Source organism: Janthinobacterium sp. GW456P (genome assembly GCF_002127655.1).
In the GTDB taxonomy this organism is placed as follows: domain Bacteria; phylum Pseudomonadota; class Gammaproteobacteria; order Burkholderiales; family Burkholderiaceae_D; genus Janthinobacterium.
The window spans coordinates 434,579-446,877 of record NZ_NEHB01000001.1 but is presented as its reverse complement, the minus strand read 5'-3'; the positions used below and the strand labels follow the sequence as shown (position 1 = coordinate 446,877).

Here is a 12,299-nt window from a genome sequence, read left to right as displayed (position 1 = left end):
CACGCGCGACGACTTACGCCAGATGCCTGCCGAGTCCGCCGTCATCGAATAGCCGATCGTCATTCAGCAGCGCATGCAAAGCCACGGCTATCGCCAGGCGTATCCGCACGCCGCGTATCTGGTGCTGCAGCGCGGCGACACGCCCATCGGCCGCCTGATCCTGGACCGCCAGGACAAGGTGCTGCACCTGGTCGATATCGCCATCCTGCCCGCCGCGCATGGCCAGGGCGCCGGCAGCGCCGTGCTGCGCGGCCCGCAGGCGCAAGCGGGCGCGGAGCAGCGCGATATCCACCTTGCCCTGAATAAAAGTAACACCGCCGCGCGCGCTGTACCAGCGGCTGGGTTTTCGCCTGCGCGGGGAAAACAGGTGCAGGAACAACTGGAATGGAGCGCGCCATAGCGCCGGCACCGACGCCGTCCAGCACCTGGCTGCAGCTGCCGCTGCACTTTGACGTGGCGCGCATGCAGCGCGACAGCGACCAGTTCGCCGCCGGCGAGTGGATCAGCCATGTCTATACGGGCGCGTACGACCAGGGCTGGAGCTGCGTGCCGCTGCGCTCGCCCGGCGGGGCAGCCGGCCACATCATGCCCGTCGATGGTGCCACCTAAGATGGCGCCCCCCAGCATCAACGATGGCAATGTGCGGGCCATCATCGCCCAGCTGCGGCTCTCGCCTTTGCCTGCCAGCCTGGCGCTGGCCAGCGAACTGGCCGCATTGGCGGACGGGTGCGCGCCATGAGCCCCGCGCCTGGCATGGCCCAGCAAGAACGCTTGCTGGCCAGAGGCGGGACGGTGGCATGGCGCGAGGGAATGCGCGGCTGGTATCCGCTGTACGCGGCACGCGGCGCGACGCCGGCGCACGGCACCATGTGCTGGCGCGACCTGGGACAAATGGCCTCCAGCGACTCCTTCTTTGTCAATACCTTGGGGCGCCAGCCGCACGAGGAGCGCCGCTTCCGCAGCACGCCCGCCTCGGTGTTGGCCAGCATCGACGATTGCCTGGCACCCGATGCCCTCATCCTCCACGTCTCGCGCTGCGGCTCAACCTTGCCGAGCCAGCTGCTGGCGTCGTTGCCGCAATGCATAGTCATGTCCGAGCCGCCCGTCGTCGACTCGCTGTTGCGCCTGCATCACGACGGCGGCGACCCGGCCGCCGGCATCGCCCTGCTGCGCCAGACCATCCTGGCGCTGGGCCAGCGCCGCACCGACGAAGAGACGCACTTCATCATTAAGTTCGACTGCTGGCACATCCACAGCCTGGACTTGCTGCGGCAAGCGTTTCCCAGCACGCCCTGCCTGTTCGTCTACCGCGATCCGCTGGCCGTGCTGGCCTCTCACTAGCGCCAGCGCGGTCCGCAAATGATGCCCGGCATGCATGATGCCCGGCATGCTGCACCCGGCACAGCTGCCGCTGCCCGCGCACCGGCTGGCGCCCGGCAATATCGATGGCTATACGGGCTTGGTGCTGGCCAGCCTGTTCAACGAGCTATTGAACCGCCTGGGCATCGCTCCCACGGCCGCGCAATGGCAAGCGATGCGCGCACGCGGCGGCATGCATGCGAGACACGGCACGCCGTTCCAAGGCGATGCGCCGCTGCCGGCGGCAAGCAGCCTGCCTGGCATTGCGGAGCGAATACAGGCAGCCTATGAGGCGCTGGAAGCCTTGCGCGCAGCAAAGTGAACTGGCGTTCGCGCCGCGGCATGAAAAGCAAAAAGCCCGGCACACGGCCGGGCTTTTATGCGCTTGCGCCACGCTGAGCGCTCAGCCCTGGAGGCAAGCCCCTTGGACAACCCTCTCTCAGGCGCCTGGCGCGCGGCGACGGCGTGCAATCAAGCCCATCAGTCCCAGGCCCGCGGCCAGCATGGCATAGGTCGTCGGTTCTGGCACGGCCGTTACCGATACGTTGTCCAGTGCCGCACCCCACGCGCCGTTTTGGCTGCTACCTTGAAAGTACAGGGTGCTGTTGGCAGCGGTGGCAATAAAGCTGAAACCTTGAGTCACCCAGCCCATGTTGGAATGCGAGCGGCCCGTACTGTCAAAAGTGAAGGTGTGCACGCCGGTGACGCCCGCATCGACCAGCTTCAGACTGCCACCGGCCGCGGCATTACCGGCCAGGCTGAAACTGACGTTGTACTGCTGTCCCACCACGGTGCCGAAGGACTGCGAAATACGTCCGGCAGAACCGCCATTCAAATCCAGGCTGTAGTTGCCCTCCGCGTGCTGCCATAATTGATTGATAAGGTCGATGCTGCCGCTGTCGACGCTCCAGGCGCCCAGATGCGCGCCGCTGTGTATCTCCGTGAACGGTCCGCTAAACGTGCTCGACTCGAAGCCTCCATTGCTCAGCAAATTAGTCGTGGCGTGCGCCATAGGCGCGGCCAGAATCAGTGCGGCCATACCGGCCAATGCAGTCAACTTACGCATAATCCAATATCCCTTATGTTTTACTCAAGAAAGTTATTTTCCCTGAGAAAGCCAGAATAGAACTGGAAAATTAAAAAATCAATAATATTTTTAAGGCAACAATCAATCATTGCGCAGGATCAAACCGCCTGCATTTGGCGATTGCGGGACAGGCCCGATTCGGATACGCACCTGTCTGGCGTAGCGTGACCAGGCCGAGACGATCGCTGACACCGGCGCCGCCGGCCAGGACTCGCGCGCCGGGATGCTTCACGCACCACATCCGATGACACGGCGCTCCGTGCCACGCGCGGGCCAGCCGGCCCTGAAATGCAAAAAGCCCAACCGCTAAGGGCTGGGCTTTTCGATACTGCTGATGTTCTGGCTCCCCGACCTGGACTCGAACCAGGGACCTGCGGATTAACAGTCCGTCGCTCTACCAACTGAGCTATCAGGGAAAAGAGGCCGCATTCTATAGCGCAAATTTTCAGATGTCCAGATTTACGCCAAAAAATTTACGCGCGGCGCCATTCAGCCGGGATTTTCCTGCGGATGATAGTCGAACACGAGTACGCGGCCCAGCCATGGCTTGAGCAACTCGACAAACGCCTGGTGCGCTGGATGGGTCAGGTATGCGTCGCGCGCGCCCGTATCGGCAAAGCTCAAACTGAAGCAATCGGTAAAGCCGTCATCGAGACCTTCCGGGCTGACGTTCGGCCCCCATTCGAATTGCAGCACGCCGGGGATGCGATGTTTAAGCTGGGAAAATTCATAGACCAGCTCGGCATGCTTGGCCGGTGTGATGTCCTCAAGAAAATCACAGAGGACGATATGGCGCAGGGGAATGGAACAGGTCATGGTGGCAACTCTCCTATGGGGTTGCATTCAGGATAGCGCAAAACGGGAAAAGACACAGGCCGCGGCCCGCCATGGCGCCACTGCGGACGCACTGCAGATATTTTTCATATGCAACATGTTATTCGGATAATATCCCCCATGGACACCCTATACCCGCAAGTAACCATTCATATCAGCCCATGACAAAGCTACTGGCAGTGCTATTCCTCACCTTGATGCCATTTTCTGCTGGCAAAGCGCAAGCGCTTGCCATCGACACGCTGCTGACACCGGACATCGGCGGCATCAGGCAGTTTGTGGAAATCAAGACAGATGACTCAAAAAAACCTGTTCTACTCTTTTTATCGGGCGGGCCGGGAAGTTCGATGATGAGGAATGCGGATGCGTTTACCGCCATACTGAAAAAGAGATTTACGCTTGTGCAATGGGATCAGCGCGATGCAGGAAAAACCCTGAAACTGAATCCATCGCCAAGCCTGCCTTCCGTCGCGCAGATGGAGCAGGACACGTACCAGGTCATCACGTTTCTACAAAAAGAGCTCAAGCAGGAAAAAATATACTTGCTGGGCAGTTCCTGGGGAAACGTCCTGGGCTTTTATATCGTCAAGCATCATCCGGAACTGCTGCATGCCTATTTCGCTTCCAATCCTGTCGTGAGCCAGCTGGAAAGCGAGAAAGAATTGCTGAAAACCTTGAAAGTTCATTTCAAGGACAATGCCGTCGCCAGCCAGGAACTGGACAGCGTCAGTTTCCCGTTTGCAAGTGATGAAAGCATGTTTTATTTAAGGAAATGGCTTTTTTACAAGGATGGCAAGGAATTTGCCACGAGCGAGGGCTTCAAGACGGGCTTTCTTCAATGGTCGAAAACCTGGTCGCCAGTCTGGAACGAGGTCATGAACATCGATCTGCCCAGGACCTTGAAGAGCGTTGACTGCCCCGTGTATTTCTTCGTCGGCAAAAACGATATCCAGACCTCGACCAGGATCACGCAAGCGTATTTTGAGACATTGAAGGCGCCAAAGAAGGAGCTGTTTTTCTTTGACCATTCCGGGCATCAGATTCACCAGGATGAACCGGTGCAGTTCCAGGAAGCCATCATCAAAACATTGGATGCGGCGCCGAAGTCCTGATACAACGCCCCGTCGCGGGACGCCACTCCCGGAAGCCGACAGGCTGGCCAGCGCACTGCTGGCAGCGGCCCTGCAGATCAGCGTCGCCACCGCATGGGCTTGCGAAATTGGCATGACCGCCGGCGGCTGTGACCACCTTCGAGGCCGCGCGTGCGGACCTCTCGCGTTGCATCGCCGGCGCAATCATCTTATCCTCAGTCGCGACCAGGTACCAGCTGGGCTTGCTCCTCCACGCTGGCGCGCTGACCACGCCGGTCAGCGCGGCCACTCCCCAGGGCACTTGCGATGCCGCCATGAAGCGGGCCTTATCCCTGGGCACATCGGCCGCGAAGGCGGCCGCAACGTGGCAACCCTCGTCACGCAGCGCCAGGCAAACACCTTCCCACCCCGACCCATCGGCAAGACCGTCATGCACGAGCACGATCGTTGCCGACCCAACACTTGCAACATAGCGCCGGGTGCCTGGCGGCCTATGCGCGGGATCAAGAGTGATGACACGGATGCCTCATGCAGGCCCTGAAACGCAAAAAGCCCAACCGGTGAAGGCTGGGCTTTCTTCAACTACATGTTCTGGCTCCCCGACCTGGACTCGAACCAGGGACCTGCGGATTAACAGTCCGTCGCTCTACCAACTGAGCTATCAGGGAAAAGAGGCCGTATTATATACGGGCAAACAAGCACCTGTCCAGATTCCCCTAGGGAAATTTCTATCCCGGACAGCAGCTGCCCGCCGACAGTGCAAAAACAAAAAAGGCCACGCTTTTCAACGTGGCCTTCTGAATTCTGGCTCCCCGACCTGGACTCGAACCAGGGACCTGCGGATTAACAGTCCGTCGCTCTACCAACTGAGCTATCAGGGAAAAGAGGCAATATTATATGTCGCTTGTTCCATATTTGCAAGACGGATACTGCATCTTCACAAACACGGCCATCGCCGACTTTCTACTGCCATCCGCGCCGCACTTGCATGCAGCGCCGAAGAAGCAAGATATTAAAGTACTTTGGCGATCGCGTCAATGACGATGTCGATATTGCGCGAATTCAATGCTGCTACGCAGATACGGCCCGTGTCGACGGCGTAGATCGATTGCTCGCGCAACGACGCCACCTGCTCCTTGGTGAGACCCGAGTACGAGAACATGCCGATTTGCTGGCGCACGAATTCGAAGTCGTGGCCTGGCGCCTTGGCTTTCAGCTTTTCCACGAAGGCATTGCGCATTTCGCGGATGCGCACGCGCATGCCGGCCAGTTCCTCTTCCCACAGCTGGCGCAGTTCCGGCGTGGCCAGGACGGTGGCAACCACCTTGCCGCCGTGCGTAGGCGGGTTCGAGTAGTTGGTGCGCACGACGCGCTTCAGCTGCGACAGCAGGCGCGATGCCTCGTCGGCGCTGGCGGCGACGACGCTCAGGGCGCCCACGCGCTCGCCATACAGCGAGAACGATTTCGAGAACGAGTTCGACACCAGCAGCGGGCCGCCCGCGTCGGCGAAGCGGCGCACCACGGCGCCGTCTTCGGCGATGCCGTTGGCGAAGCCCTGATAGGCCATGTCGAGGAACGGCACCAGGCCGCGCGCGGTGACCACACTGATGATCTGATCCCACTGGGCCACGCTCAGGTCGGCGCCGGTCGGGTTGTGGCAGCAGGCGTGCAGCACGACGATGGAGCCGGCCGGCATGGCGTTCAGGCTGGCCAGCATGCCGTCGAAGTTCACGCCATGGGTGGCGGCATCGTAGTAGGTGTAGTTATTCACGACGAAACCGGCGTTTTCAAACAGCGCGCGGTGGTTTTCCCAGCTCGGGTCGCTGATGTAGACTTGCGCACCCGGCGCGAAGCGCTGCAGGAAGTCGGCACCGATCTTCAGTGCGCCCGTGCCGCCGATGGCTTGCACGGTGACGGCGCGGCGCTCTTGAATGACGGCGCTGTCGGCGCCAAATACGAGTTCTTGCACAGCCTTGTCGTAGGCGGCGAGGCCTTCGATCGGCAGATAGGTGCGTGGCGCCGCCTGTTCGATCAGGATCGCTTCCGCCTTGCGTACGCAAGCTAACAGAGGCACTTTGCCGTTGTCGTCATAATAGACGCCAACGCCCAGATTGATTTTGGCGGGATTCTGGTCCGCGTTAAATGCTTCGGTGATGCCCAGGATCGGGTCGCGTGGGGCCATCTCGATGGCGCTAAACAGACTGGCAGAAACAGTTGGGTTCGTCATGATAAGATTGGATTCGATTGGAAGCAGGTTCACAGCGGAGTTGTAGACAGCGCCCCAAAATACAACGCCAGGGCCGCCAGCAGAGCACTATTCTAACAAAGGTCTGATTCACATGCCCGAATTATCTACCGCCAGCGAGGCGGAAAGCGCAATTATCTCTTTCCCGGACTCCCCGTTCAAGCTGCACCAGCCCTTCCCTCCGGCCGGTGATCAGCCCACGGCGATCGCCCAATTGTCCGAGGGCATCGCCGATGGCCTGACCTTTCAGACGCTGCTGGGCGTAACCGGTTCCGGCAAGACCTACACCATGGCCAACGTCATCGCGCGCATGGGCCGGCCCGCCATCGTCTTCGCGCCCAACAAGACCTTGGCGGCGCAGCTGTACAGCGAATTCCGCGACTTTTTCCCGCAGAACGCGGTCGAATACTTCGTCAGCTACTACGATTACTACCAGCCCGAAGCCTACGTGCCGCAGCGCGACCTGTTCATCGAAAAGGACTCGTCGATCAACGAGCATATCGAACAGATGCGCCTGTCGTGCACCAAGTCGCTGATGGAACGGCGCGACGTCATCATTGTCGCCACCGTCTCGGCCATCTACGGTATCGGCAACCCGAACGAATACCACCAGATGATATTGACCCTGCGCGTCAAGGACAGGGTCGCCCAGCGCGACGTCATCGCGCGCCTGATCCAGATGCAGTACACGCGCAACGAGGTCGATTTCGGCCGCGGCACCTTCCGCGTGCGCGGCGACACCATCGACATCTTCCCCGCCGAGCATGCGGAGCTGGCCGTGCGCCTGGAGATGTTCGACGACGAGATCGAATCGATCCAGCTGTTCGACCCGCTGACGGGCCGCGTGCGTCAGAAAATCCCCCGCTTCACCGTGTACCCGGGTTCGCATTACGTGACGCCCCGCTCCACCGTGCTGCGCGCCGTCGAAACCATCAAGGACGAGCTGCGCGAACGTCTCGAGTTCTTCCGCAAGGAAAATAAACTGATCGAGGAGCAGCGGCTCGAGCAGCGCACGCGCTTCGACCTGGAAATGATGGCGGAAATCGGTTTTACCAAGGGCATCGAGAACTACTCGCGCCACCTGTCCGGCGCGCTGCCGGGCGAACCGCCGCCCACCCTGGTCGACTACCTGCCGCCCGACGCCATCATGTTCCTCGACGAGTCGCATGTGCTGACGGGCCAGCTGAGCGCCATGTACAACGGCGACCGTTCGCGCAAGACCAACCTGGTCGACTACGGCTTCCGCCTGCCGTCGGCGCTCGACAACCGGCCCTTGAAATTCGAGGAATTCGAACAGAAGATGCGCCAGACCGTGTTCGTCTCAGCCACCCCGGCCGAATACGAAAAGAACCATTCGGACCAGGTGGTCGAACAGGTCGTGCGCCCGACCGGCCTGGTTGACCCGCAAATCATCGTGCGCCCCGCCAGCAGCCAGGTAGACGACCTGATGTCGGAAATCGTCGAGCGCATCAAGAAGGATGAGCGCGTGCTGGTGACGACGCTGACCAAGCGCATGTCCGAGCAATTGACGGAATACCTGGGCGACCATGGCATCAAGGTGCGCTACCTGCACAGCGATATCGAAACGGTGGAGCGCGTGGAAATCCTGCGCGACCTGCGCCTGGGCACCTTCGACGTGCTGGTGGGGATCAACCTGCTGCGCGAAGGCCTGGACTTGCCGGAAGTATCGCTGGTCGCCATCCTCGACGCGGACAAGGAAGGCTTCTTGCGCTCCGAGCGCAGCCTGATCCAGACCATCGGCCGCGCCGCGCGCAACCTGAACGGCACGGCGATCCTGTACGGCGACCGCATCACGGATTCCATGCGCCGCGCCATCGACGAAACGGAACGCCGCCGCGCGAAGCAGATCGCCTTCAATACGGCCAACAACATCGTGCCGATCGGCGTGAAAAAATCGATCCGCGAAATGATCGACGGCGTCTACAGCCCGCAGGAAGCGCGCGAGACCCTGCAGGTGGCGCAGGAAGCGGCCAAGTTCGAATCCATGAGCGAGAAGCAGGTCAGCAAGGAAATCAAGCGCCTGGAAAAACTGATGGTCGATCACGCCAAGAACCTCGAGTTCGAAAAGGCGGCGCAGGTGCGCGACCAGCTGCACATCCTCAAGCAGCAGCTGTTCGGCGCCCCCGGCACCGACAATGTGGCGTCGATACTGGGCAAATAAACGGCTGGCCGTGGGCGGGCCGTGCCTTGGTCCGCCTACGGCGCCGGCAGCGAATAATCGATGTCGTAGAAATGCTGGCCATTCTCAATGCGGATGGCCAGGGTGCCGCTGATGCCCGTCAGCTGCCCCGTGCCGGAATGCGGCACGATCACGATGGACAGCTGCTGCTGGCCATCGGCCATGGTGCCCGCATGCTGTGCCACGAAACTGCCCTCTTTTCCCTGCAGGACGCCCGTGATGGCTTCCATGGCGACATAACCGGCCGCGCCTTTGGTGTCGGTGACGGCGCTGAGCATCTCGCCCTTGGCCGTGGCGACCAGGTCGCCGGCATAGACTTTGTCGAGCAGTACTTTGCCCAAGGTCGTGCGCCCCGCGCGCTGCGGCGCCGCGGACGGCGTCATGGTGATGCTAAAACTTCCCGTAGCGTGCACATGCATGCGATGATCCCCCTCTGTAGACGAAGCGGCGCCGGCTGGCGCCACCGATAGACAACATGCGGCCAGCACCAGGCCCGCCAGGCTGCGTGATTTCATGATTCCCTTTCCATCGATGCGAGAGTAGCAGCTTAAGGCAGGGCAGGAGACAAATATTGGATAAAGCCGACAGCAAGGTCAATCTGCTCAAGACACCTGGACAGGCGCCCAAAGGCATCGTCGATCCGCAGGCGGCGGCGCGCCGCATACGGCTAGCGACCTACCCGCCAGCGGCCGCGCTGGCGCCCTTCGTCGAGTACTTCTGGGTGGTCGAATGGGACAGGCGGGGCTGCGCACCGGAGACGCAGCGCGTGCTGCCGTATCCGAATGCCCACCTGGTGTTCGACCTTGGCCGCACCGCCATTCATGGCGTGGTGCGCGGCGCCTTCGACCGGCCTTTGCTGGGCGCCGGCAAGGTGCTGGGCGTGCGTTTCGCGCCGGGCGGCCTGCGCCCGTTCATCACCCAGCCCCTGTCCACCTTCACCGACACAACCATCGCCGCCGATGGACTGCTGGGCATGCCGGCCGCGCAAGCCGAGGCGCTGGTGCTGGCGCAAGCCGGCGATGCGGCCATGGTGGCGCAGGCGCAGGCGCTGCTGCTGGCCAGGCTGCCGCAAGTCGATGAGACCGCCCTGCTGGCCGCCAGGCTGACTGCTGCGCCGGCGGCCCACCACGGCCCGGCCAGCGTGGCGCAGCTGTGCGCAAGAATGGACATCGGCGAACGCCGGCTGCAGCGCCTGTTTAGCGATTACGTGGGCGTGCCGCCGAAATGGGTGATCCAGCGCTACCGCCTGCAGGAAGCGATCTGGCGCCTGGCGCAGCCCGATGCGCCCGACCTGGCCAGCCTGGCGCAGGCACTGGGCTTCTTCGACCAAGCCCATTTCAGCCGCAGTTTTACGGAACTGGTGGGCAGCACGCCGCTCGACTATCGCCGCTCGCAGCTGGCGCGCGCCGCCTAGCGCCGCACTTCGGCACACCGCGCCGCGCTCATGCGCGCCGCCCCTGCTTGCCGATGCTCGCGCTCATCATGTCGAACAGGGTGCGCGACGCGGGCGGCATCACGTGCTGATGGCGGCTGATCAGGCCCAGTGTCCGCTTCACAACGGGATTGACGAGCGGCACGCCGACCACCGCGCCCTGCCGCTCCGGCAGGATAGACAGCCCCGGCACCGCCGCCACGCCCAGGCCCGACTCCACCAGCGCCAGGATGCCTGACACGTGGTTGATCTCGCACGAGATCCACGGGTGCTTTTCCACGCCGGCCAGCGCCGCATCGAGCACGCTGCGGTTGCCGCTCGACTTGGCCACCGAGATATAGCGTTCATCGACGGTATCCTTCCAGCTCAGCTTCTTGCGCCTGGCCAGCCTGTGATCGGCCCGCATCGCCAGCACGTAGGTCTCGACATAGATGGGCTGAAAGTGGATCTCCGGATTTTCCGCGCCCGTAAAGCAGATGCCGAAGTCCGCCTCGCCGGCCAGCACGAGGTTGAGCACGTCCTGCGCGCTTTCGTCATGCACGCGCACGCGGATTTTCGGAAACTGCGCGCTGAAGCGCTTGAGCACGTCCGGCAGGAAATGCCACACGGCCGAAGGCACGCAGGCGAACGTCACCGTCCCGGTGCGGTGCGCGGCCAGGTCGGCGACTCCCAGCACGGCATCTTCCAGGCCATTGAGCGCATCGCGCACGTTCACCAGGAACACCTGTCCCACATTGGTCAGCTGCACGCGCCGCGTGGTGCGCTCGAACAGCTTGACCCCCAGCGCATCCTCGAGTTTTTCGATACGGCGGCTGAGCGCCGGCTGCGACAGGAACAGGTCGGCCGCGGCCTGGCGAAAGCTGTTGCGCTCGGCCACGGCCACGAAGGCCTGCAAATCATGAAGGTCGTAATTGATGCGTGACATGCATTAATCCCCGGAAAAATTGCAATTATCAAATTATGCCATTTCAACGATGATGGGACCTTAATGCTGAGCCTCGCCAAGAAGGCACCACCCAAAAGGAGACACCATGCGACCTCGTTGTACGTGCGCGCCGTTGTGCGCGCCAGGCGGCACGACGCCTGCCATCTGCCGCGGCATCGACCACGCCAGCCGCCAGCTTCCCCCGAAAAATCGCGCTCACTGCGCGCCAGCGACCGTCGTGGCGCCGGCTTGAGGCCGGGCCACATCAAAAAAAATTAACGCCAGGAGTCACCATCATGCTTCACCCTGCTCTGCCGCGAACATCGCGGCCCCTTCTTGCGGCGCTGCTCCTGCTTGCCGCCGGCACGGCGCATGCCGCCGACATCCGCGTGGTCAGCTCGGGCGGTTTCGCCCAGGCCTACAAAAACCTGGCTCCCGCCTACGAGCGCGCCAGTGGCGACCATCTGCTGTCCGAATGGGGACCGTCGATGGGCACCACCAGGAATGCGATCCCGGCGCGCCTGGCGCGCGGAGAGCAGATCGACGTCGTCATCATGGTGGGCGACGCGCTCGACAAGCTGATGCTGGAAGGCCGCCTGGTCCCCGGCAGCAAGGTGGTCCTGGCCAATTCGCCGATCGCCTGCGCCGTGCGCCACGGCGCGGAAAAACCCGACATCAGCACCACCGAGGGCTTGCGCAGCGCTTTCCTGCAGGCGCGCAAGGTGGCCTATTCGGACAGCGCCAGCGGTGTATACATCGAGAATCAACTGATGAAGACACTGCACATCGCGCAGCAGATGCAGGGCAAGGCCGCGAAAATTCCCGCCACCCCCGTCGGTGAAATCATCGCGCATGGCGAGGCCGATTTCGGCTGCCAGCAGCGCAGCGAGCTGCTGCCGGTCGAGGGCATCGACATCGTTGGCCTGCTGCCGCAGGAAGTGCAGCTGATGACGGAATTCTCGGCGGCGCTGGTCCCGGGCGGCAAGGAACCAGAAGCCGGACGCGCCTTGCTGCGCTTCCTCGCCGCCCCTGCCAACGCCGGCGCGATCGAGGCGACCGGACTGCAAGCGGTGCCCGGCGCAATTGCGCACTAGGCGACGTCACTCATCTTTCATCGAGGTAAATC

Annotated in this window: 15 protein-coding genes and 3 tRNA genes; 9 read left to right on the top strand and 9 right to left on the bottom strand. The window is 62.2% G+C overall.

All coding sequences use genetic code 11. The annotated features are described in order from the left end of the window. Nucleotides 1–73 precede the first annotated feature (73 nt). From CBW66_RS01890 to CBW66_RS01875, 5 genes are read left to right on the top strand one after another with little or no spacing between them, the layout of a single operon-like run. The gene (locus CBW66_RS01890; protein ID WP_086136364.1) at nucleotides 74–400 is read left to right on the top strand and encodes a GNAT family N-acetyltransferase; all 327 of its coding nucleotides are present in this window, start codon (nucleotides 74–76) and stop codon (nucleotides 398–400) included. Continuing rightward, nucleotides 385–609 (top strand): hypothetical protein, encoded by a 225-nt coding sequence (locus tag CBW66_RS01885; protein WP_086136363.1) that lies wholly within the window; start codon nucleotides 385–387, stop codon nucleotides 607–609. The genes CBW66_RS01890 and CBW66_RS01885 overlap by 16 nt, the downstream gene beginning before the upstream one ends. A 1-nt stretch (nucleotide 610) precedes the next feature. Further along, nucleotides 611–739, top strand: coding sequence for a hypothetical protein (locus CBW66_RS29655; protein WP_268992631.1), 129 nt, complete (start codon nucleotides 611–613; stop codon nucleotides 737–739). Then, nucleotides 736–1,341, top strand: a complete 606-nt coding sequence (locus tag CBW66_RS01880) for a hypothetical protein (protein WP_139841533.1) — start codon at nucleotides 736–738, stop codon at nucleotides 1,339–1,341. Before CBW66_RS29655 ends, CBW66_RS01880 begins: the two co-directional genes overlap by 4 nt. A gap of 34 nt (nucleotides 1,342–1,375) precedes the next feature. After that, a complete protein-coding gene (locus tag CBW66_RS01875) occupies nucleotides 1,376–1,681 on the top strand; it encodes a hypothetical protein (RefSeq protein ID WP_086142851.1) in 306 nt (101 codons plus the stop codon). A 117-nt stretch (nucleotides 1,682–1,798) separates the two neighbouring features. Here CBW66_RS01875 and CBW66_RS01870 read toward each other — a convergent pair whose 3' ends face one another. From CBW66_RS01870 to CBW66_RS01860, 3 genes are all read right to left on the bottom strand, one after another. Next, a complete protein-coding gene (locus tag CBW66_RS01870; RefSeq protein WP_139841531.1) occupies nucleotides 1,799–2,416 on the bottom strand; it encodes a choice-of-anchor C family protein in 618 nt (205 codons plus the stop codon). 370 nt (nucleotides 2,417–2,786) lie between these two features. Then, nucleotides 2,787–2,862, bottom strand: a tRNA-Asn gene (locus CBW66_RS01865). Between the two features lie 73 nt (nucleotides 2,863–2,935). Beyond that, nucleotides 2,936–3,262, bottom strand: a complete 327-nt coding sequence (locus tag CBW66_RS01860) for a Dabb family protein (RefSeq protein ID WP_086136359.1) — start codon at nucleotides 3,260–3,262, stop codon at nucleotides 2,936–2,938. Between the two features lie 179 nt (nucleotides 3,263–3,441). Here CBW66_RS01860 and CBW66_RS01855 point away from each other — a divergent pair, with 179 nt between their 5' ends. Continuing rightward, nucleotides 3,442–4,392, top strand: coding sequence for an alpha/beta fold hydrolase (locus CBW66_RS01855; RefSeq protein ID WP_230491973.1), 951 nt, complete (start codon nucleotides 3,442–3,444; stop codon nucleotides 4,390–4,392). On the opposite strand, the gene CBW66_RS29765 is transcribed toward CBW66_RS01855, so the two are convergent. From CBW66_RS29765 to CBW66_RS01835, 4 genes are all read right to left on the bottom strand, one after another. Further along, nucleotides 4,361–4,885: an alpha/beta fold hydrolase gene (locus CBW66_RS29765; protein ID WP_367301868.1), complete on the bottom strand. Its 525-nt coding sequence runs from the start codon at nucleotides 4,883–4,885 to the stop codon at nucleotides 4,361–4,363. The genes CBW66_RS01855 and CBW66_RS29765 overlap by 32 nt on opposite strands. Nucleotides 4,886–4,963: 78 nt before the next feature. Next, a tRNA-Asn gene (locus tag CBW66_RS01845) sits at nucleotides 4,964–5,039 on the bottom strand. A 137-nt stretch (nucleotides 5,040–5,176) separates the two neighbouring features. Beyond that, nucleotides 5,177–5,252, bottom strand: a tRNA-Asn gene (locus CBW66_RS01840). Nucleotides 5,253–5,383: 131 nt separating this feature from the next. Further along, nucleotides 5,384–6,598 (bottom strand): amino acid aminotransferase, encoded by a 1,215-nt coding sequence (locus tag CBW66_RS01835; protein WP_170932902.1) that lies wholly within the window; start codon nucleotides 6,596–6,598, stop codon nucleotides 5,384–5,386. Between the two features lie 112 nt (nucleotides 6,599–6,710). Here CBW66_RS01835 and uvrB point away from each other — a divergent pair, with 112 nt between their 5' ends. Next, nucleotides 6,711–8,798 (top strand): excinuclease ABC subunit UvrB, encoded by a 2,088-nt coding sequence (gene uvrB / locus CBW66_RS01830; protein WP_086136356.1) that lies wholly within the window; start codon nucleotides 6,711–6,713, stop codon nucleotides 8,796–8,798. Nucleotides 8,799–8,833: 35 nt separating this feature from the next. On the opposite strand, the gene CBW66_RS01825 is transcribed toward uvrB, so the two are convergent. Then, nucleotides 8,834–9,331: a DUF3224 domain-containing protein gene (locus CBW66_RS01825; protein WP_230491974.1), complete on the bottom strand. Its 498-nt coding sequence runs from the start codon at nucleotides 9,329–9,331 to the stop codon at nucleotides 8,834–8,836. Between the two features lie 56 nt (nucleotides 9,332–9,387). Between CBW66_RS01825 and CBW66_RS01820 the strand changes: the two genes are divergently transcribed. Continuing rightward, nucleotides 9,388–10,230, top strand: coding sequence for a helix-turn-helix domain-containing protein (locus CBW66_RS01820; protein WP_230491975.1), 843 nt, complete (start codon nucleotides 9,388–9,390; stop codon nucleotides 10,228–10,230). A gap of 28 nt (nucleotides 10,231–10,258) precedes the next feature. On the opposite strand, the gene CBW66_RS01815 is transcribed toward CBW66_RS01820, so the two are convergent. Further along, on the bottom strand, nucleotides 10,259–11,173 hold the full coding sequence (locus tag CBW66_RS01815) for a LysR family transcriptional regulator (RefSeq protein ID WP_086136354.1): 915 nt from the start codon (nucleotides 11,171–11,173) through the stop codon (nucleotides 10,259–10,261). Between the two features lie 296 nt (nucleotides 11,174–11,469). On the opposite strand from CBW66_RS01815, the gene CBW66_RS01810 reads away from it, so the two are divergent. Further along, nucleotides 11,470–12,267 carry a substrate-binding domain-containing protein gene (locus CBW66_RS01810; protein ID WP_086136353.1) on the top strand — a complete coding sequence of 266 codons (798 nt, stop codon included), beginning with the start codon at nucleotides 11,470–11,472 and terminating at the stop codon, nucleotides 12,265–12,267. The last annotated feature ends 32 nt before the right edge of the window (nucleotides 12,268–12,299 follow it).